This is a genomic window from Nesterenkonia pannonica (assembly GCF_019575955.1).
Taxonomy (GTDB): Bacteria; Actinomycetota; Actinomycetes; order Actinomycetales; family Micrococcaceae; genus Nesterenkonia; species Nesterenkonia pannonica.
On record NZ_CP080575.1, the window covers coordinates 742,889 to 760,450 of the forward strand.

At 68.2% G+C, this 17,562-nt stretch carries 23 protein-coding genes and 3 pseudogenes; 16 read left to right on the forward strand and 10 right to left on the reverse strand.

Annotated elements, in window-relative coordinates; all coding sequences use genetic code 11:
• Positions 1-4 precede the first annotated feature (4 nt).
• Positions 5-987: pseudogene (gene hemB, locus K0H76_RS05680) on the forward strand (porphobilinogen synthase).
• Positions 984-2,282: pseudogene (locus K0H76_RS05685) on the forward strand (glutamate-1-semialdehyde 2,1-aminomutase). The pseudogenes hemB and K0H76_RS05685 overlap by 4 nt, the downstream one beginning before the upstream one ends.
• On the opposite strand, the gene K0H76_RS05690 reads toward K0H76_RS05685, so the two are convergent.
• Together K0H76_RS05690 and K0H76_RS05695 are read right to left on the reverse strand one after the other, a co-directional pair.
• Complete coding sequence (locus K0H76_RS05690; RefSeq protein WP_258934764.1) at positions 2,279-2,482, reverse strand: hypothetical protein; 204 nt, start codon at positions 2,480-2,482, stop codon at positions 2,279-2,281. The pseudogene K0H76_RS05685 and the gene K0H76_RS05690 sit on opposite strands and share 4 nt — an antisense overlap.
• A pseudogene (locus tag K0H76_RS05695) lies at positions 2,479-3,212 on the reverse strand (exonuclease domain-containing protein). The gene K0H76_RS05690 and the pseudogene K0H76_RS05695 overlap by 4 nt, the downstream one beginning before the upstream one ends.
• A gap of 192 nt (positions 3,213-3,404) precedes the next feature.
• Between K0H76_RS05695 and K0H76_RS05700 the strand changes: the two are divergent.
• The 9 genes from K0H76_RS05700 (at position 3,405) to K0H76_RS05740 (ending at position 10,839) form a co-directional block, all read left to right on the forward strand.
• Positions 3,405-3,827 carry an SseB family protein gene (locus K0H76_RS05700; protein ID WP_258934765.1) on the forward strand — a complete coding sequence of 141 codons (423 nt, stop codon included), beginning with the start codon at positions 3,405-3,407 and terminating at the stop codon, positions 3,825-3,827.
• 126 nt (positions 3,828-3,953) lie between these two features.
• Positions 3,954-4,331 carry an SseB family protein gene (locus K0H76_RS05705; RefSeq protein ID WP_258934766.1) on the forward strand — a complete coding sequence of 126 codons (378 nt, stop codon included), beginning with the start codon at positions 3,954-3,956 and terminating at the stop codon, positions 4,329-4,331.
• Positions 4,332-4,949: a hypothetical protein gene (locus K0H76_RS05710; RefSeq protein ID WP_258934767.1), complete on the forward strand. Its 618-nt coding sequence runs from the start codon at positions 4,332-4,334 to the stop codon at positions 4,947-4,949.
• A 20-nt stretch (positions 4,950-4,969) separates the two neighbouring features.
• Entirely contained in the window at positions 4,970-5,581 is a 612-nt protein-coding gene (locus tag K0H76_RS05715; RefSeq protein ID WP_258934768.1) for an ADP-ribosylglycohydrolase family protein, read from the forward strand.
• Positions 5,582-5,650: 69 nt separating this feature from the next.
• Positions 5,651-5,860 (forward strand): hypothetical protein, encoded by a 210-nt coding sequence (locus K0H76_RS05720; RefSeq protein ID WP_258934769.1) that lies wholly within the window; start codon positions 5,651-5,653, stop codon positions 5,858-5,860.
• A gap of 136 nt (positions 5,861-5,996) precedes the next feature.
• Entirely contained in the window at positions 5,997-6,500 is a 504-nt protein-coding gene (locus tag K0H76_RS05725; protein WP_258934770.1) for an AAA family ATPase, read from the forward strand.
• Positions 6,413-7,561: a UvrD-helicase domain-containing protein gene (locus tag K0H76_RS05730; protein WP_258934771.1), complete on the forward strand. Its 1,149-nt coding sequence runs from the start codon at positions 6,413-6,415 to the stop codon at positions 7,559-7,561. The genes K0H76_RS05725 and K0H76_RS05730 overlap by 88 nt, the downstream gene beginning before the upstream one ends.
• A gap of 431 nt (positions 7,562-7,992) precedes the next feature.
• A complete protein-coding gene (locus K0H76_RS05735; RefSeq protein WP_258934772.1) occupies positions 7,993-9,060 on the forward strand; it encodes a PD-(D/E)XK nuclease family protein in 1,068 nt (355 codons plus the stop codon).
• Between the two features lie 324 nt (positions 9,061-9,384).
• The gene (locus K0H76_RS05740) at positions 9,385-10,839 is read left to right on the forward strand and encodes an ATP-dependent helicase (protein WP_258934773.1); all 1,455 of its coding nucleotides are present in this window, start codon (positions 9,385-9,387) and stop codon (positions 10,837-10,839) included.
• A 12-nt stretch (positions 10,840-10,851) separates the two neighbouring features.
• Here the strand turns inward: K0H76_RS05740 and K0H76_RS05745 are convergent, their stop codons facing one another.
• On the reverse strand, positions 10,852-11,184 hold the full coding sequence (locus tag K0H76_RS05745; RefSeq protein WP_258934774.1) for a hypothetical protein: 333 nt from the start codon (positions 11,182-11,184) through the stop codon (positions 10,852-10,854).
• Here K0H76_RS05745 and K0H76_RS05750 point away from each other — a divergent pair.
• From K0H76_RS05750 to K0H76_RS05770, 5 genes are read left to right on the forward strand one after another with little or no spacing between them, the layout of a single operon-like run.
• A complete protein-coding gene (locus K0H76_RS05750) occupies positions 11,176-11,934 on the forward strand; it encodes a hypothetical protein (RefSeq protein ID WP_258934775.1) in 759 nt (252 codons plus the stop codon). The genes K0H76_RS05745 and K0H76_RS05750 overlap by 9 nt on opposite strands.
• Positions 11,931-12,458, forward strand: a complete 528-nt coding sequence (locus K0H76_RS05755) for a hypothetical protein (protein ID WP_258934776.1) — start codon at positions 11,931-11,933, stop codon at positions 12,456-12,458. The genes K0H76_RS05750 and K0H76_RS05755 overlap by 4 nt, the downstream gene beginning before the upstream one ends.
• A 13-nt stretch (positions 12,459-12,471) precedes the next feature.
• The gene (locus K0H76_RS05760) at positions 12,472-12,603 is read left to right on the forward strand and encodes a hypothetical protein (protein WP_258934777.1); all 132 of its coding nucleotides are present in this window, start codon (positions 12,472-12,474) and stop codon (positions 12,601-12,603) included.
• Positions 12,604-12,621: 18 nt separating this feature from the next.
• Positions 12,622-12,873 carry a PD-(D/E)XK nuclease family protein gene (locus tag K0H76_RS05765; RefSeq protein WP_258934778.1) on the forward strand — a complete coding sequence of 84 codons (252 nt, stop codon included), beginning with the start codon at positions 12,622-12,624 and terminating at the stop codon, positions 12,871-12,873.
• A gap of 25 nt (positions 12,874-12,898) precedes the next feature.
• Complete coding sequence (locus K0H76_RS05770) at positions 12,899-13,321, forward strand: hypothetical protein (protein WP_258934779.1); 423 nt, start codon at positions 12,899-12,901, stop codon at positions 13,319-13,321.
• 140 nt (positions 13,322-13,461) lie between these two features.
• Here the strand turns inward: K0H76_RS05770 and K0H76_RS05775 are convergent, their stop codons facing one another.
• From K0H76_RS05775 to K0H76_RS05805, 7 genes are all read right to left on the reverse strand, one after another.
• Positions 13,462-13,881, reverse strand: a complete 420-nt coding sequence (locus K0H76_RS05775; protein ID WP_258934780.1) for an MFS transporter — start codon at positions 13,879-13,881, stop codon at positions 13,462-13,464.
• Complete coding sequence (locus K0H76_RS05780; protein WP_258934781.1) at positions 13,812-14,495, reverse strand: MFS transporter; 684 nt, start codon at positions 14,493-14,495, stop codon at positions 13,812-13,814. The genes K0H76_RS05775 and K0H76_RS05780 overlap by 70 nt, the downstream gene beginning before the upstream one ends.
• A gap of 172 nt (positions 14,496-14,667) precedes the next feature.
• The gene (locus K0H76_RS05785) at positions 14,668-15,219 is read right to left on the reverse strand and encodes an MFS transporter (RefSeq protein WP_258934782.1); all 552 of its coding nucleotides are present in this window, start codon (positions 15,217-15,219) and stop codon (positions 14,668-14,670) included.
• Between the two features lie 60 nt (positions 15,220-15,279).
• Positions 15,280-16,041 carry an MFS transporter gene (locus K0H76_RS05790; RefSeq protein ID WP_258934783.1) on the reverse strand — a complete coding sequence of 254 codons (762 nt, stop codon included), beginning with the start codon at positions 16,039-16,041 and terminating at the stop codon, positions 15,280-15,282.
• A gap of 59 nt (positions 16,042-16,100) precedes the next feature.
• Positions 16,101-16,571 (reverse strand): hypothetical protein, encoded by a 471-nt coding sequence (locus tag K0H76_RS05795; protein ID WP_258934784.1) that lies wholly within the window; start codon positions 16,569-16,571, stop codon positions 16,101-16,103.
• Positions 16,572-16,587: 16 nt separating this feature from the next.
• On the reverse strand, positions 16,588-17,118 hold the full coding sequence (locus K0H76_RS05800) for a hypothetical protein (protein WP_258934785.1): 531 nt from the start codon (positions 17,116-17,118) through the stop codon (positions 16,588-16,590).
• Positions 17,119-17,164: 46 nt separating this feature from the next.
• Positions 17,165-17,521 (reverse strand): hypothetical protein, encoded by a 357-nt coding sequence (locus K0H76_RS05805; protein WP_258934786.1) that lies wholly within the window; start codon positions 17,519-17,521, stop codon positions 17,165-17,167.
• Positions 17,522-17,562: the final 41 nt, after the last annotated feature.

A 17,562-nucleotide genomic window follows, 5' to 3' on the forward strand; every position in this document is an offset into this window, starting at 1 on the left:
GCCCATGCCTTTCCCCGCTGATCGTCCCCGCCGTCTGCGCCGGACGCCTGCCCTTCGCCGGCTTGTCGCCGAGACGCGCCTGCACCCCGCTGACCTCATTCTTCCGATGTTCGTGCGGGAGGGCCTCTCGGAGCCGTCGCCGATCATTTCGATGCCCGGCGTCGTCCAGCACACTGAGGCGACCCTCCTGGATGCTGCGCGGGAGGCCCGTGACCTGGGCCTGGGCGGCATCATGCTCTTCGGCATTCCCTCCGCGCGGGACCCGCAGGGCAGCGCTTGGCGCCGATCCCGACGGCATCCTCAACCGCTCGATCCGCGCTGTGAAGAATGCCGTGGGGAGGAGCTGCCGGTGATGAGCGACCTGTGCCTGGATGAGTTCACCGACCACGGGCACTGCGGCATCGTGGATGAGACTGGGTATGTGGACAACGACGCCACCCTGGAGATCTACGCGCTGATGGGCGTGGAGCAGGCCAGGGCGGGTGCTGACGTCGTGGCGCCGTCAGGGATGATGGACGGCCAGGTGGCAGTGATCCGGGAGGCTCTCGACGACGCCGGCTTCCAGCACGTGCCGATCCTCGCCTACGCCGCGAAGTACGCGTCCGGCTTCTACGGACCTTTCCGGGAAGCAGTGGATTCCCAGCTCAAGGGAGATCGCAGGCAGTATCAGATGGATGCCCCGAACCGCCGGGAGGCGCTCAAGGAGGTCGAACTGGACCTTGCCGAGGGCGCGGACATGGTGATGGTCAAGCCTGCCTCCGCCTACCTGGACATACTGGCCGATGTCGCTGCGACGTCCGATGTGCCCGTTGCTGCCTATCAGGTGTCGGGGAGTACGCGATGATCGAGGCCGCCTCCGCCCAAGGGTGGATCGACCGGAAGCAGGTGGCGATGGAGTCGCTGATGGCCATCCGCCGTGCAGGAGCCGACGCTGTGCTGACCTACTACGCCGCTGAGGCGGCTCGATGGATCAAGGAGACACCATGACGACCAACGCTGAGCTGTTCGAGACCGCGCAGACGCTGATGCCCGGCGGGGTGAGCTCCCGGTGCGGGCCCACGGGTCCGTGGGAGGCACCCCGGTGTCCATGGTCGCGGGCGATGGCGCCTGGCTGACCGACGCCGAGGGCAGCTCCTATGTGGACCTGGTGGGGTCGTGGGGCCCTGCCCTTCTGGGGCACAGGCACCCTGCGGTGATCGAGGCGGTGCGGTCGGCGGTCGACTCCGGCCTGGGCTTCGGCACGTCGCACCCTGGTGAGGCCCGGCTGGCCTCATTGGTGCGGGACAGGGTGCCGGGCGCAGAGCGGGTGCGGTTCGTCTCCACGGGCACGGAGGCCACAATGACGGCGGTCCGGCTGGCCCGTGGCGCCACCGGCAGAAACATCGTGGTCAAGTTTGCTTACTGCTACCACGGGCACTCTGACGGGCTGCTCGCCGCGGCAGGTTCGGGCGTGGCCACCATGGGCCTGCCGGGATCTGCGGGAGTGACCTCGGCGCAGGCCTCCGAGACGATCGTCATCGAGTACAACGACCGGGGAGCCCTCGAGCAGGTCTTCGCTGAGCACGGCGAGAGCATCGCTGCGGTGATCACGGAGGCGACCCCGCGAACATGGGCGTGGTGCCCCCGATGAGGGCTTCAACGCGTTCATCCGTGAGGTCACGCAGGAGCACGGCGCCCTCATGATCTTCGATGAGGTCATGACCGGCTTCCGCATCACGGAGGTAAGCTATTGGGAGCCTCCGGCCGTGTCGAGGGGTGGGTCCCGACCTGTTCACCTTCGGGAAGGTCATCGGCGGAGGTCTTCCGACGGCGGCGCTGGCAGGCCGCGCCGAGCTGATGGAGCACCTGGCGCCCACCGGGCCGTCTATCACGCGGGCACCCTGTCCGGTAACCCAGTGGCGATGGCTGCCGGGGCGGCCACGCTGGAGAACGCCGATGCTGCGGTCTATGCGCATCTCGACGAGACGGCTCGGACTGTCGCTGACGCACTCACTGCGTCCCTGACCGCGGCCGGGGTGGACCACTCGCTGCAGAAGGTGGGCAATCTGTTCTCGGTGGCTTTCGGGACCTCGGAGAGCGGTGTGAGCAACTACGCACAGGCTGGGGCGCAGGAGGCCTTCCGCTACGGCCCGTTCTTCCACGCGATGCTGGATGCTGGGGTGTACCTGCCGCCCAGTGTCTTCGAGGCATGGTTCGTGTCCGCGGCCCACGATGAGGCCGCTGTCGATCGGATCCTGGAAGCGCTGCCCACGGCGGCAAAGGCTGCCGCACAGGCTTACTAGCGAAGGGCCGGGAGGCTGAGCTGTTCGGAGGCTGCGCCGAGCAGGCCGTAGTCGACGCGGTCGCCGAGCCAGCCGCTGACCAGCAGGTAGAGGCCGATGAATGCCAGAACGGCGAGGATGATGATTCTCACCGGCAGCCCTTTGCCCGTGTCCTCCTCGGGGCGCTCATCGTCGTCGTTGAGGTGCGGGTAGTTGCTCATGCGGCTGACACCTCCTGCTGCACGGGCCAGGCAGGGTCCACGACTGCTTCCGGCTTGGCCCGCCTCAGCCATTCCTGAAAGTCGGCGGCCTGCTCCGCCTTCCAGCTGACCTGCATCTGGTGGAGCTGAGCAGCTGGGACCTGAAGCTGCGGGTACTGCTTCGCCAGGCACATGGCCACCTCCACGGCGGCTGCGGCGTCGGCGGCCGCTGAGTGGGCGGCGTCGAGAACCACTTTGTACACCCCGCACAGGTCTCCGAGGGTGCGCTTGCCGCGGCGGAACTTGTCCACCTGCTTATCGATCACCAGCGGATCGATGACGGGGAAGGGCAGCGGAAAGCCCACGCCGTGCCGAGCGGCCTCGTGCTTGAGGACGGTGAAGTCGTAGGGGCGTTCATCGCCACCACAGCGGCCCCGGCATCGAACTCTTTGGCCAGCTCCACGACGAGCTGTCGGACAGCTTCGTAAGCAGGCATGCCCTCTGCCTGGGCGTATTCGGTGCTGATTCCGTGAATCTCGGTGGTCTCGGCGGGGATCTCGACCCCTGGGTCCACCAGCCATTCGCGGATCTTGACGGCCTCAGCGCCGGGCTCGAGCTCAGCCAGGGCAGCGGAGACGATGCGCGCTTGGGCCGGGTGCCGGGACGTGGTCTCCACGTCGAACCCGACCACCCGCCCCGTGTGCCACGAACCGGCGGCGGGAGTGATCTCAAACAGGGCATCGCTCATGATCCAGCACTTTACAGCGCGGCCGGGACATGCCGCAGGACTCGCAAGGCAGCTCCGAGTGTGTGCGCAATTCGCGCGCGGCGAAGTGGGCTCAGGCCGCTTCACACAGGCATGGGCCTGGCGTAGCGTGGTGAGCACCGAGACGTGCAGAAGAAGACTGAGCGCGCTGAACCGAACCGTTATGAGGTAATTGAGATGTCCCAGGAAACTGCAGCTCCCCAGCCAGATCTGAAACAGGCCCTGCTGACCGCAGCAGACGGTGAGACCAAGACGGAGGAGCTGGTCGACGTCGTCAACGCCTTCCTGCAGTCGCAGGTCTACCTGCCCACGGTGGAGCAGGCGTCTGAGGACGGCACGATCAACCCGCTGATGCTCCAGGACACTGAGGAGAACGCGGTGATGCCGCTCTTCAGCTCCGAGGACGCCATCCCGGCGGAGTACGCCGAGCGCGCCCCGCACACTGCAGTGGTGACCGGAGTGGCCATCCTGCAGTCGGTGGACAACGCCGGCGTGGTCATCGACCCGGGCGCAGACCACCAGTTCCCGCTGAGCCAGGAGCAGATGGCAGCCATCCGTCAGCAGATCAGTGAGGCAGCCTACGACGACGCAGCCGAGTGAGCGCTGAGCTGAACCATTCACCGTGGGGCGGTGGGCCGTGTGCCCGCCGCCCCACGGTAGGTTTGGGAGCATGACGGATCAGACCCCGAGACTGACCATGACCTCTCCGACCTCAGGAGCGTCCTGGTGGCCTCCGCCGCCAATGCCGATGCCAACAGCAAGCAGTACCTCGATGACGACATCAGCGCCATCTTCACCTCCTTCCTCCAGGTGGACGTATTCATTCCCAGCGTGAGCGCGGCCGATGACGACGGGTTCTCGCCGCTGCTGATGAAGGGTCTGGACGGCGGGCCCATCCTCCCCGTGTACACCTCGGACGAGGCGGTCCCCGCAGAGCTGCGGGAGCAGGTCGAGACCGTCGCAGAAGTGCCGGGGGCAGGGGTGGTCCAGTCGCTGGCCAACGTCATGGTCGTTCTCGACCACGGGACAGGCCACCAGTTCTTCATCACGGCCGACCAGTGGTCCTGGTTCCGCTCCCAGGTCCTCGACACTGAGGAGGCATGAGTGAGCGCTGACGTCCCCGGACGCCTGCGCGGCGTCCCCGAGCTGGTGGCAGCGGCCCGCGCTCAGGAGAATGAGCATCGCGCATCAGCGGAGAAGATCACCCACCTGCTGGCGTTCCGGGAACGCATCTGGAACGACGCAGAGGCTGCCGCTGAGGCCGCAGGCGTCCAGGGCGCCGAGCTGGAGGCGCGGCTGGAGGCCGCCGATGACGGGGTGGCCCGCGATATAGAGGCCGCACTCGGCCCCCGCGGGTACGGGGAGCCTCTCCGCAACCCCGAGGTCACCATCCTGCAGGCCCTCGATGCCGCCGAATGGGTGCGGGAGGAGAACCCCAACGCCTGGGCAGAGTTCGCCGCCGGACGCACCGACCTTGCCTGGGTGCGCCGCACCTTCGAGAAGTCCCGCGCGCCGCTCCCTGCCTCGGCGGACCCCAGGCTATGGCCGAGGCGGCGAAGAAGGCTGAGGCGGTGGAGGCGGAGCTCGTGGCTCGCCGGAACAGCCGGATCCGCAGCTGCGTGCTGCTCTTCGCGCTGGGAGACGCATGGGGCAGGGAAGCTCCTTCCGTCACGGCCGATGAGCCGTCGGTCGCCGGCTGCTCCGCCGGTTCCCAGGAGCTGAGGATCACCGATGAGACGCAGATGGGACTCTGCACGCTCGATGCCATCAGGACGCTGCGCCGTCGCGGCTTCACGCTGGAGGGGCTCTCGACCGACGCCGGAATGCAGAACACAGTGCGGCGGGCCTTCGCGGATGCCTACCTCGAGTTCGCCCATGACCCGGACAATGACCGCGGCACGGGAGCGACGGAGATGGCGGCGCTCGCTTACTACGAGGCGGCGATGGACAAGATCACCGGCGACGAGGGCGCTGACAACAGCAGCCTCGGCTCCGGCGCTGTCACCCGTGCGCCCTGGCTGGGGCTGCTGCCCTACACCCGGCCGACCCTGATGAGCCTTGCGGTGCTGCAGGCGCAGACCACCCACGGGCACCCCAGGGGATGGGCCGCTGCGGCAGTCACCACTCTGCTGATCAACGATCTGCTCAACGGGCGCGTCTCAGCGCCTGCCGAGCCTGAGCTGCTGCTGCATGCGGCGAGGATCGTCGACGAGGTGCGTGAGATGGACTCGCCCCTGATGCAGGTGATGGTGGAGGAGCTCGATGCCCTGGAGCGGAGCTGCTCGGCTTCGCGGCGCGCTGGTACGCCGTGGAGAAGACCCTGGACCCGGCCAGAAGCCCGCAGGCAGATGTGAGCACGGTGTTCGGCGAAGGAGACGCAGCCGATGCGACGCTCTACAGCGCGGTGGGAGTGCCGTCGGTCTATGCTTAGCGAAGCGGTCATCCCCACTCTGCGCCTACTGGTCTCAGTTCGGGGCGATTCCACGTCGACTGCGGCATTGGGCGGCGCAGTGATCGGCCTGCGGCATCCGAGGAACCGGGCGGCGCTGAACATGATTCGTGGGCGGCTGGAGCCCCGCTATCGCAGGGAGCTGGACGACGCCGCTGAGTTCCTCATCACGCACCATCTCTGATGCTCGGCGGGGCCCTGAGCATGCGGAGGGACGGAGCCGATGCGACCGGTTCGGCCCCTGCAGCTCTGTGCGTCGGAGGAGATGTCCGTAGGGGCGTCTACTGTGGTGTGCCATGGGAAGCGTCGATGGGAGCCGCGTGGCTGAGCTGAGCGAGAGCAGGACGGCGGACGCTGATCAGGTGGAGGTCCTTCAGCTGTCCGGCGCTGAGCATGGCCCAGTGCTGGTGTGGGGCGGCCCCGGGACCGGGAAGAGCACCTTGGCCGAGGAGCTCTGCGTGCGCTTCCTGGCCCAGGGCCACGATGCCCGTCGGACGGTGCTGCTCTCTCCGACCCGAGCCTCCGCGGCGCGCATGCGGGAGCGCATCGAAGATCGATGGGCTGCCGAGACCCCGGACGCAGCGCTGAGCGACCAGCCCTCCCGCTCCTTCGCCTCCTACGCCTTCTGGCTGCTCGGCGAGGCGCGGCGCCGTCGCATCCTGAACTTCGCCGCCAGGAGCCCCGGCTGCTCTCGGGCGCTGAGCAGGACCGGATCATACGGGAGATCCTCACCGACATGCGTACGGCTGAGGCCGAGCATTGGAAGGGATCGCTCGCCGACGCGGCCACCACCGAGGGCTTCCGCAAAGAGATCCGTGAGCTGATCGATCGCACCTCGGAGCACGGCATCTCCCCGGAGCTCCTCACGCGCCTCGGACTGCAGCATGGGAAGCCGGAGTGGGAAGCAGGGGCTGAAGTCTGCCGCCGATACGGAAAGGTCCTCAGCAGCCCTGCCTACGCCGACGCCTTCGACCCCGCCGGACTCATCAATGCGGCAGTTCGGCTGCTTCAGGACAGTCCTGAGCTGCTGGCCGCTGAGCGCGAGCGGCTCCAGCTCATCATCATCGATGATCTGCAGGAGGCAGGGGCCAGCACCTTCCGACTTCTGCGCCTCATCGGTGCTTACGTACCCGTCGTCGCCTTCGCCAACCCCGACGCCGCCGTCCAGGGCTTCCGCGGCGCTCGCCCCGACAGGCTCCGCGAATGGACCGCCGCCGGTCAGCCGGGAGCCATGCAGCCCGACGCTGCCGCAGGGCTTCCGGGCAGGGAAGCCTCCGTGCTCACACTGAGCACCGGCTACCGCCTCAGCCCGGGACTGGCGGACATCTATGCCCGAACTGTGCAGCGGATCGGAGCTGTCGGGCCGGCAAGCCTCCGCCGCCCCCGCCTCGCTGCCGCTGACGAGCGAGTCGATGTCCCGGCGTCAGCGGTGACCGCCGCAAGCGGCCACGTGGCCGAACAGGCCCTTGTTGCGGAGATCCTCACCCGCTCCGATGATGCGGGGGTCCTGTTCGACCAGATCGCGGTCATTGCGCGAAGCGGCGCAGCTGCTCACCATCTTGGGCAGGTCCTGCGTGCGCACAGCATCCCGGTGATCCAGCCCATGAGCGAACTCGTCCTCAAGCAGGAGCCCGCGGTGGCGCCCCTGCTCAGCATCCTCGAGCTCGTCACCGCCGACACCCTGCCCTTCGCCCAGGAGAGCGACGTGCCGAGCTTCCGCGTGGAGCTCGAGAGCCTCATCGACCTGCTCGGCAGTCGGTACGGCGACACGGACCCGTTCAAGCAGCGCCGACTGCGGCAGCTCCTGCGCCAGGCGGAGCGCCGCCGCGTCCAGGAAGCCGGGGCCTCGGCACGGGACTCGGATGCGCTGCTCGTCGAAGCTTAAGCAACGATCCGGATGCGGAGGTGCTGCGCGACGTGGCAGAGAGCTTCCCGGCATGGCCTACGGGATCAGCCGCGTCGCGCGGATGATCCGCGCGGCCCGAGAGGTCGTCGAGACGAATCCGCACGGCGTCGGCCCCGAGGAGGTTCTGTGGGCCGCGTGGGAGGCCGCAGCCGTCTCCGACCGCTGGGCGGAGACCACGCGGGGAACCGGATGGGAGGCTGAGCGAGCCGATCAGGATCTCGACGCCGTGCTCGCTTTGTTCCATGCTGCGGAGCGCTTCGCCGACCAGAATCCCAGAGCGTCGGCTGCGAGCTTCGCCGATCACATGAACCGTCTCGAGCTGCCGATGGACACCCTGGCCGAGGGTGCCGCCCCGACGATGCTGTTCACCTCCTCACCCCGCGACCGCGGCGGGCCGGGAGTTCGACACGGTGATTCTCACCGGCCTCCAGGAAGGCGTCTGGCCCAATCTCAAGCCGCGCGGGCAGATGCTCAGCAGCACGGACCTGGTCGAGGTGGTGGAGCATGGAGCCTCGCCGGAGGACAGCAGCCCGCTGGTGCGCCGCATCCGCACGCTGCAGGACGAATACCGTCTCTTCGCCGCCGCGGCGTCCCGGGCGCGCGCCCGCATCTTCTCCGTTGCGGTGGAGGCGGAGGAGGAGCAACCCAGCATGTTCCTCGACCTGATCACGCCCGCCCACCAGCGTCCGCCCGTCACCGCACTTGCTCCGGATCCCGTCACAGGCCCACGGCTGGTCGCCCAGCTCAGACGCCGCCTCGAGGCGGACCCCGAGGATCGTGCCGCCGCCGAAGCGCTGGCAGCGCTCGCCGAACACCGCATCAGCGGAGCAGACCCGCTGCAGTGGTGGGGCCTCCATCCGCTGAGCCACGATGGGCCGCTGCTCGACCCGGATGAGGAGGTCCGGGTCTCACCCTCCAGCGTAGGCGGCGCGGTCGCCGATCCGCTCGGATGGTTCACGGCCGAGGCGGGCGGCACCGAGCCCACCGACTTCAGCCGCATGCTGGGCACCCTCATCCACGAAGTCGCCGAGAACCACCCGGAGGAGACCGACCCCGAGGAGCTCAGCGCCGCGCTCGCCTCTCGATGGAGCCAGCTGGCGCTCGACCCGGGGTGGCAGGCAGAGGCCGAATGGGCGCGCGCCCAGGACATGCTCCGGCAGCTCGCCCAGTATCACCGGGAGTCACGCGCTGCGCGCGAGCTGGCCCACGTCGAGCTCAAAGCGGCTGCAGCCACCACCCTCACGCTGTCCCACGGCGAGCGGGACGTCATCATCAGCGGCATGATCGACCGCGTGGAAAGAACCCCTGAGGGCGGACTGTGGGTCATCGACTCAAGACCGGCCGCAGTGCGGCCACCGCCCAGGCGACCGCCCGCCACGGCCAGCTGGGCACCTATCAGCTGCTGCTTGCCCATGCAGAGCTTCCCGAGGGTCTCCGCGCTCCGCTGGAGAAGGCCGCCCTGCTGTACGTCGGCGTGAACAGGAACCCGACGACCCGAGAGCAGGATGCCGCGCCCTCGACAACCCCGAGGCGTGGCCGCACCGCATGCTGCGCTCCGCCGCAGAAGTGATGACGGGCGCCCGCTTCGTCTCCCGCCGCACTCCAGGGGAGGCTGGAGCGGGCCCGGCCAGGCCGTCAGTCCGCTCAGCCCCTCGCCGATGAGAACAAGCAGGTGACCCAGCCGTGAGCGCCCAGCCCCCTTACCGCGATACACATCCGCTGAGATTGCTGAGCGGCTCGGAGCGAACCCGCCCACGCCCGAGCAGAAGGACGTCATCGAGGCGCCCCTTGAGCCCACACTGGTGATCGCAGGCGCCGGATCCGGCAAGACCGCAACCATGGCGGACCGGGTGGTCTACCTGGTGGCAAACGGCATGGTCCGCCCCGACCAGGTCCTCGGCGTCACCTTCACCCGCAAGGCCGCTTACGAGCTGCGGGAACGTGTGGTCCACAAGCTCAGCCAGCTCGTCAGCGTCGGCATGGTCGACCGCGACGCGCTCCTGCCCGAAAACACCCTGGGCGAAGACGTGGTGCTCGATCCGGAAGGGCTCGTCGCACCCGTCATCTCCACCTATCACTCCTACGCACAGTCGCTCGTCGCCGAGCACGGCATGCACATCGGGCTGGAGCCGGAGACGGCACTCATCGGCCAGGCCGCAGCATGGCAGCTCGTCACCCCTCATCCGCCGCTACGAGCGGGGCAGGCCTTCGTCGATGCGGGAACAGCTGCCTCCTCACTGCCGAAGCAGGTCCTCACACTCGCCGGCGACTGCGCTGAGCATCTCGTCGCCCCCGAGCAGGTCACCCAGCACCTCGACGAGGAGATTGCTCGAGGCGAGCGGCTCGCCGAGCAGAAGGGCAAGGCTCTCACCAACGGAGAGCAGCGCCTCCTCGACCTGCTGCGCACCCGCCGAGAGCTGCCCGAACTGGTGCGCCGATACCACCAGGCCAAAGAGGCCGAAGGGCTCATGGACTTCGGCGACCTGCTCCGTCACGCAGTCAGCATCGCCCAGAACGTGCCTGCGGCCGCGGCAGCCGAACGCAGCAAGTACAAGCTGGTCCTGCTCGACGAGTTCCAGGACACCTCCTACGCGCAGCTGGAGCTCTTCGCGAAGCTCTACGGCGAAGGCGCGGGCACTGCGGTCACCGCGGTCGGGGACCCCAACCAGTCCATCTACGGCTTCCGGGGCGCCTCGGCCGGGCAGCTCTTCGACTTCGCTCACAGATTCCCCACGGTCCATCCCGGCACAGGCGCACGTGCCCCCGCCCAGCTGCGGCAGCTCACCGTTGCCTGGCGCAACGGCCGCGCCATCCTGCGCATCGCCAACACCGCTGTGGAGCGCTTCGCACAGGATGCGCGCAGCCCGCAGCAGCGATGGCATCGATCCACAGCCCACCTGCGGCAGAAGCTCAAACCCCTGCGCACCCCGACGCGGCTTAAGATCCTCCTCAGAGCAGCGTCCCGAACGGCGAGGTCCGGTACGGCTTCTTCACCTCGGACGCCGACGAGGCTCAGACCATCGCCGCTCACCTCACCCACGAGATCGAGTCTGCTCGGAGTCAGGGACAGAAACCGCCCTCGTGTGCGGTGCTGGCGCCCACCCACAGCCAGCTTGCCGACATCGCCGAGCATCTGCGCCGGGCGGGCCTGGAGTACGAGCTCCTCGGGCTGCGCGGCCTGCTCTACGTTCCCGAAGTCGCCGAGACGCTCGCGCATCTGCGGGTCCTTGCAGATCCGAGCCGGTCCGACGCCATGATCCGCATCCTGCTTACGCCCGCTGGCGGATCGGGCCCAGGACCTCCGCACCCTCGGACAGTACGCATCCGGCCTGCAGAGCCATCGGCGGCGCCAGCCCCGCCCCGAGACGGACGAGGCCCACGACGCCGAGCGGCTCCCGACCTCCGACCTGGAGATCGAGGAGCTCTCCAGCCTCGTCGAAGCCCTTGACTCCCTCCCGCGAGACCCAGTGCGTCTGACGGAGCAGCACCGCTTCAGCGATACCGGCGCACAGCGCCTCCTGCAGGCGCAGGACGACTTCCGCGCCCTCCGCGGACTCGTCGGCCTCGAACTCGGCGTCCTCATCCAGCGTCTCGTGGCGCACATCGGCCTCGACGTGGAGGTTGCCTCCCGCCCCTGGGAGGCCCAGCACCATGCGACTCGCCAGATCGACGCGTTCATCGAGCAGGCACAGTCCTACAGCTCCGGCGCCGATCCCACAGATCTCCGCGGCTTCCTCGAGTGGCTCGACGCCGCCGCTGCCCAGGAGAAAGGCCTGGAGCAGGCTCCCAAAGATCCGATGCCCGGTGCGGTCCAGCTGCTGACAGTCCACGCCTCCAAAGGCCTCGAATGGGACGTGGTGGCCGTGGCTTACTCCGCGAGGAGAAGTTCCCAGCCCAAGGGCAAGGCCCAGAACTGGCTCAACAGTGAGGCGAATCTGCCCTGGCCCCTTCGAGGAGACCGGGAATCGATCCCGCAGTGGGACTCCGACCAGGAGACCGCCCAGTTCTGGGCCTGCTCCGCAGGGGTGGCCAGCTCCACAAAGTACGAAGGAGGCATCTTCAAGGAGGAATGCGTCTCCTTCGCACGGGAGGAGCAGCGCCGCCTGGCCTACGTCGCCTTCACTCGAGCCCGACGGCTGCTGCTGTGCACCGGCGCCAGCTTCTACGGCTCGGCAGGGGGCAAGGAGCCCTCCGAGTTCCTCGCCGAGATTCGGAAGGCTGCTCAAGCGGCCGGGGAGAGGGCTTCGCCGAGCTCAGCTGGTACGAGTACGACCCCGACGATCAGCCGGAGAACCCAGACGCCGGGCAGCTGGCCGTCGCCGAATGGCCCTACGACCCGCTCACCGAGGTGACCATTCGCCGTGTCGAGCACCGTCAGGCCGACCCGGAGGACCCCACCTCCATCGACGAGTACGTGGACCTGGAGGATGACGCCCCTGTCCCCAAGACCCGACGGCCCGCCCTGGAGGCGGCCGCGCAGCTGGTGCGCGACGCGCAGACAGCCGTCGGCAGCGCGGACGTGCCTGCCGAGAACCCCTGGGCGGAGCGGGTCCACCACGTGATCAGACGGGCCGAGCTCGCACGTCGCAGCGCCCGGCGGCCTGACCTGCCCAAGCACCTCAGCGCCTCACGGCTCATCGCCCTGGCCCAAGACCCCGCCGAGGTGGCGGAGCAGGTGCGGCGCCCCGTGCCCCGGCGGCCCTCGCGAGCAGCCAGGCGCGGCACGGTCGTCCACGCCTGGGTGGAGCAGCAGTTCGACGCCACAGCGCCCTTCCCCGAGATCGACGACGCTGTCTCAGCCGATAAGGATCTCGAGCGCCTCTTTGATCTCGACACCGTCCGGGAGAGCTTCCGGGCCACCGAATGGGCGCGCTAAGCAGGTCTACGCCATGGAGATCCCTGTAGAAGTCTCCGTCGCCGGAGTGACCCTGCGCGGACGCCTCGACGCGGTCTTCGGCACAGACCCAGAGGGGCGGCAGCTCGGCACTGCCGACTACGACCGCTGGGAGCGGCTGCCCTAAGCCGACCGCAACGCGGCCATGGCCCAATGCACATGGGACCTCGTCGACTGGAAGACAGGCAGGGTGCCCACCGGACGGACCCTCCACGAGAAGCAGCTGCAGCTGGCCGTGTACCGGCTCGCCTTCAGCCTACTCTACGGGGTACCCGTCGAGCAGATACGCACCCAGTTCGTGTACCTGGACCACGGGCAGACGCTGACCCCCGAGGCCCTTCAGACCGAGGACGAGCTCGAAGCACTCATCCTCGAGGCGCGCTCAGCATTCGGCTGAGCCCAGATCCGCTAGGGTGCAGGGCATGTCTGCCATCACCATCAGCGCATCCTGGATCGACCGGTACACCTCCGCCCTCGAGGCGAAGAGCCTGAGCCACCAGGTGGGCCCGTTCAACGACATCACCGTGACCGTCGAAGACGCCGAATACGTCGTACGCAACACCGCCAGCGTGGTGCCCCAGCGCATCCACCTCGTCGGCTACCCCACCGAGCCCATCACCGCGGACCCCGACCAGCTCGAGAGCGTCACAGTCAAGCAGCAGTTCGACGACATGACCATCCGAGCGCGAGGACGCGCCCTGCCCGACCACCAGGGCCGGGTCTACTTCGACCTGATCTGCGTCGCAGGCGAACCCGGCGACGTCCCCGCCCAGGAGCGCCTCGAACGGCTCCTGCCCCAACTGTTCGTCCTCATGACCCAGATGCAGCAGCAGCTCAGAGACTAGAGGCCACACCGGCTCAGACCGGGTGGCCCCTCGGCGGGCCATCCGGATCGCAATGAAGGCGATGACGACGCCCGCCGCCGCGGCGATCGCACCCGCATAGGCAGGCGAACGCAGCGGCTCGTCGCCGATCTGCAGATCGATCACCATTCCTCCGACGAAGGCGCCCATCGCGTTCGCCGCATTGAACGCCGAATGGTGGAACGTCGCAGCGAGCTGCGAGCCTTCGGCGCCACATCGATCAGGTGGGTCTGCAGGGTCGGGCCCAAGCTCGACGCAGAGATCCCCACCAGCACCAGCAGAGTGATCATCAGCCACGGAATATGAGCGAAGAGGCCGAACGCCGTCATGAAGACCGCCACCAGGGCCATCGCGACCAGCGCGGTCCACAGCACAGACTTGTCCGACATCCAGCCGCCCACAAAGTTTCCCAGCAGCCCGCCCACTCCGAACAGGAGCACCACAATGGGCAGCGCCGATTCCGCCAGGCCCGTCACATCCACCGCGATGTGAGAGATGTAGGCATAGATGGCGAACATGCCGGAGAAGCCGATGACGCCCATCGCGATGCCCACCCACAGGCGCGCGTTCGCCAGCCCGCGCAGCTCTCCCGAAAGGGAGGCGCCCGCAGGGGCTGCTGCTTGGGTGCGAAGAGCACGATGGCCACCATGGTCACCACAGCCAGGGCCGCCGTGACCAGGAACATGGCACGCCAATGAGTGTTCTGGCCCAGCCACGTCACCGCGGGCACACCAATGACGTTGCAGACCGCCAGGCCCGAGAGCACCGTCGCGATGGCCTTCGCTCGCTGCGCGGGACCCGCCATCTGCGCGGCCATCAGGGCGGCCACAGCGAAGTACGCGCCGTGCGGCAGCCCCGAGAGGAAGCGCGCGACGAGCATCAGCTCGAAGCTGGCGGTGAAGAAGCTGATGATGTGAGCGGCGATGAACAGCACCAGAAGCATCAGCAGGAACGACCGGCGCTCACGCTTGGCGCCCAGCAGGGCGAGCACCGGTGAGCCCAGCACCACCCCCAGCGCGTAGAAGGTGACGAGCATGCCGCCCTGCGAGATCGAGATCCCCAGGTCCTCCACAGCTTCGCGCTGAAGGCCCATGATCGCGAACTCGGTGACCCTGATGGAGAACCCTCCGAGGGCCAGAGCGAGGATCGCGACCATCACCTGCCTGCGCGAATAGGGCGTCTGACTGCCCGGCGCGGCGGGCTCCTGTCCTGTGATCGCTAAAGCACCGAACCGGTGACAAGCGGAACCGGCCCGCTGCGGGCGTCGATGGAGGCGCCGGACCGCGCGCCTGAAGGCTTCTGTGAGCCCTCAGGCCCCTGGGGATTGCTCAGACTTTCAGTCCTTCTCGCTTCGTCAGGTGGATTGCATACAGCGTAACGACAACGCCCAGCACCGCGAAGAGCGCACCGGCGAAGGCAGGGGCGCGCAGCCCGAGTCCCATGTCGATCACCAGTCCGCCCATCAGGGCGCCCAGACCGTTGGAGGCGTTGAACGCCGAGTGCTGGAAGGTCGCCGCCAGCTGCGGCGCCCTGGGTGCGGTGTCGATCAGGTGAGTCTGCATTGCGGGCCCCAGGTTTACCGATGCTGCGCCGAGGAAGAGCAGCAGCAGGATCATGACCCAGCCGACGCTGGCGAGCAGGCCGAAGAGGGTCATGGAGATGGAGACTGCGATGGCCATGCCGAGCACGGTGTAGAGGACCGACTTGTCCGTCAGCCAGCCGCCGACGAAGGTGCCGATGACCATGCCGGTGCCGAAGATGAACGTGACGAAGGGCAGGCTCGAGTCGCTGAACCCGGCAAGGTCCACGGCGATGTCTGCGATGAAGGAGTACACCGCGAACATCCCCAGGAAGCCGAACACAGCCAGGAAGACGCCCACCCAGAGGCGCTGATTCTTCAGGCCCTTGAGCTCAGAGGCGACGGAGGCGCCGGGTGCGGCTTACTGCCGGGGCGCGGCGAAGCCGACGGCCACCATCGTCCCGATCGCGATCAGCGCCGCCACCAGGAACATCGTCCGCCAGCCCCACAGCTGGCCCAGCCAGACCACCAGGGGCACGCCCGCCATGTTCGCAATCGTCAGTCCGGACAGAACGGCGGCGATCGCCCGGGCACGCCGGGTTGGACCGGCCATATGCGCGGCGATGAGGGCGGCGGTGGCGAAGTACGCGCCGTGGGGCATCCCCGAGAGGAAGCGGGAGACCAGCATCATCTCGTAGTTCGGGGCGATGAAGCTCAGCAGGTGGGCGACGGCGAAGAACCCGAGGAGGAACATCCCGTAGGACTTCCGCTCCCGGCGCGCGCCCATCAGCGCCAGCACCGGGGAGCCCAGCACCACGCCGAAGGCGTAGAAGGAGATGAGCAGTCCGCCTTCGAACTCGTTGATTGCGAGGTCCGCGCGGGCATCGCGCTGGAGCCCCATGATGGCGAACTCGGTCACACCGATCGCGAATCCGCCCATGGCCAGCGCGATCACGGCGACGACGATCTGCTTGGTGGAGTACTGCGGGCCCGTGCGCCCGGAGACGGTGCGCATCGCCCCGGTGACCGCTGGGATGGACCCGGTCAGGATCGACAGCGGGCTGGTCATGGGCCCGATCGGTGAGGTCTCGGGCTCCACGTTGCTGTAATCGGGCTTGTTCGTCTTGGGCATGTCTGGCCTCGACCCTTCGGTACGGCGTTCATCGAAAAGGGGTGTCGCCATCGACACGAACTGCTTCAACGCACAATGCGCGCAGAAATTTCCGGCTGATCCTAGAAGCTTTAGGCGCCGGGCGGGCGCAGGCCCGGGTGACGATCATAGATGCCAGAGGGGTTTGAACGCGACATCGCGTCCTGAGGCTGATCGTCGGCGGTTTCGTCCGTGCCCGCATCGGCAGGTGCCGCGGGCGTCTCGTCGGCGGTGCTCCCGGCGTCCGCCGCAGAGCTTACCGAGCGCGCAGAGGCAGCCGACTGGGCCGACCCGGCCGACTGTGCGGAGCCGGTGGAGCGCGCGGACTCCGCCGATCGGGCAGAGGCAGCCGACTGGGCCGACCCGGCCGACTGTGCGGAGCCGGTGGAGCGCGCGGACTCCGCCGATCGGGCAGAGCCTGCCGATGCTGCGGAGGTGGGGAAGAACTTCTTCTGCTTGGCGCGCTTCTCGCTCACCGCGTCAGGCTGAATGGGGAGCGGCTCGCCGTTCGCGGAGTTCCTGATGACCGGCGCCTCACCGGTGTCGAACTCCGAATCGTCCACGTAGGCGGGGATCTCCTCAGTGGGGGATCCTCATCGAAGGTTCGTCCGTGCCGGGGCCGAAGAGGTGCCACCTTGTCGGTGGGCTGAGCATCATCGGCGTATTCGTCGTAGTCCTCGTGCTCCTCGGCCGAGTCGGCAGAGAGGCCGTATGCGTCGGAGTCTGTGATGACGGCTTACTCGCCGTCGTCCTCCGGCTCCCGAAGCCTGCCACCGTGGCGGCGGAGCGCGCGCGAGCCACCGGCTGGGAGTCCATGCGGCCTGCGGGGCCTTCGTCCTCGCCCTCCAGAGGAGTGGCGGAGATCTCGCGGCCTCCGTAGGTGTCGATGTCCGCTGCGAGCTTCTCCAGCAGGGCCTTGGCCTCAGCGACCATGTCATCGTTCTGCTCGGCTCGGCCGCGCACGAGCCACTGGGCCAGGGAGAACTCGGCGGAGAGGGCCGCGCGTCGCATCACATACTCATCCGCGCTTACGCCGGATTCGGTCCGATGCGTGCGATAGGCGGCGAGCACGGCGTCGACGAAGCTCTGCTGGGGGAGGAGACCAGCCATGCGAGATCCAGCGCCGGATCCCCGAGGTGCAGGTCGGTCCATCCGGTCACCGCGACCACGCGTTCGCCCTCGACGAGGAGGTTGTCCTCGTGCAGATCGCCGTGGACGACGGTGGGCGCGAAGTCCCAGAGCTCCTTGTCCTCCATGGCGTGCTCCCACCGGCGCAGCAGCTCGGCTTGCACTCGCCGGTGGCGGCAGCGTTGTCCAGCTCGTTGAGGCGGCGCTGCCTGAGCTGCTCCGAGGAGTATCGGGGCAGCTCAGCATGGTCCACGACGGCCTCGGTGAGGCAGTGCACCGCTGCCAGCGTGCGCCCGACGTCGTCGACCAGAGCCTCGGGCGACTCCACGAGCTCGTCCAGGGTCTCAGCGCTGCCCGGCAGATGGTTGTAGACGAAGACGCGCATCTCATCGACCTCGCCGCTCCTGCCACGCTCGGCACGCGGAA

Excerpts from the sequence above, each read along its gene's own strand:
- K0H76_RS05690 (WP_258934764.1), bottom strand. The coding sequence starts at position 2,482 with ATGAGCAACTACCCGCACCTCAACGACGACGATGAGCGCCCCGAGGAG.
- K0H76_RS05700 (WP_258934765.1), top strand. The coding sequence starts at position 3,405 with ATGTCCCAGGAAACTGCAGCTCCCCAGCCAGATCTGAAACAGGCCCTG.
- K0H76_RS05715 (WP_258934768.1), top strand. The coding sequence starts at position 4,970 with ATGGGACTCTGCACGCTCGATGCCATCAGGACGCTGCGCCGTCGCGGC.
- K0H76_RS05720 (WP_258934769.1), top strand. The coding sequence starts at position 5,651 with ATGCTTAGCGAAGCGGTCATCCCCACTCTGCGCCTACTGGTCTCAGTT.
- K0H76_RS05730 (WP_258934771.1), top strand. The coding sequence starts at position 6,413 with ATGCGTACGGCTGAGGCCGAGCATTGGAAGGGATCGCTCGCCGACGCG.
- K0H76_RS05760 (WP_258934777.1), top strand. The coding sequence starts at position 12,472 with ATGGAGATCCCTGTAGAAGTCTCCGTCGCCGGAGTGACCCTGCGCGGA.
- K0H76_RS05765 (WP_258934778.1), top strand. The coding sequence starts at position 12,622 with ATGGCCCAATGCACATGGGACCTCGTCGACTGGAAGACAGGCAGGGTG.
- K0H76_RS05770 (WP_258934779.1), top strand. The coding sequence starts at position 12,899 with ATGTCTGCCATCACCATCAGCGCATCCTGGATCGACCGGTACACCTCC.
- K0H76_RS05775 (WP_258934780.1), bottom strand. The coding sequence starts at position 13,881 with ATGGGCGTCATCGGCTTCTCCGGCATGTTCGCCATCTATGCCTACATC.
- K0H76_RS05780 (WP_258934781.1), bottom strand. The coding sequence starts at position 14,495 with ATGGTCGCGATCCTCGCTCTGGCCCTCGGAGGGTTCTCCATCAGGGTC.
- K0H76_RS05790 (WP_258934783.1), bottom strand. The coding sequence starts at position 16,041 with ATGGCGACACCCCTTTTCGATGAACGCCGTACCGAAGGGTCGAGGCCA.
- K0H76_RS05800 (WP_258934785.1), bottom strand. The coding sequence starts at position 17,118 with ATGGCTGGTCTCCTCCCCCAGCAGAGCTTCGTCGACGCCGTGCTCGCC.
- K0H76_RS05805 (WP_258934786.1), bottom strand. The coding sequence starts at position 17,521 with ATGCGCGTCTTCGTCTACAACCATCTGCCGGGCAGCGCTGAGACCCTG.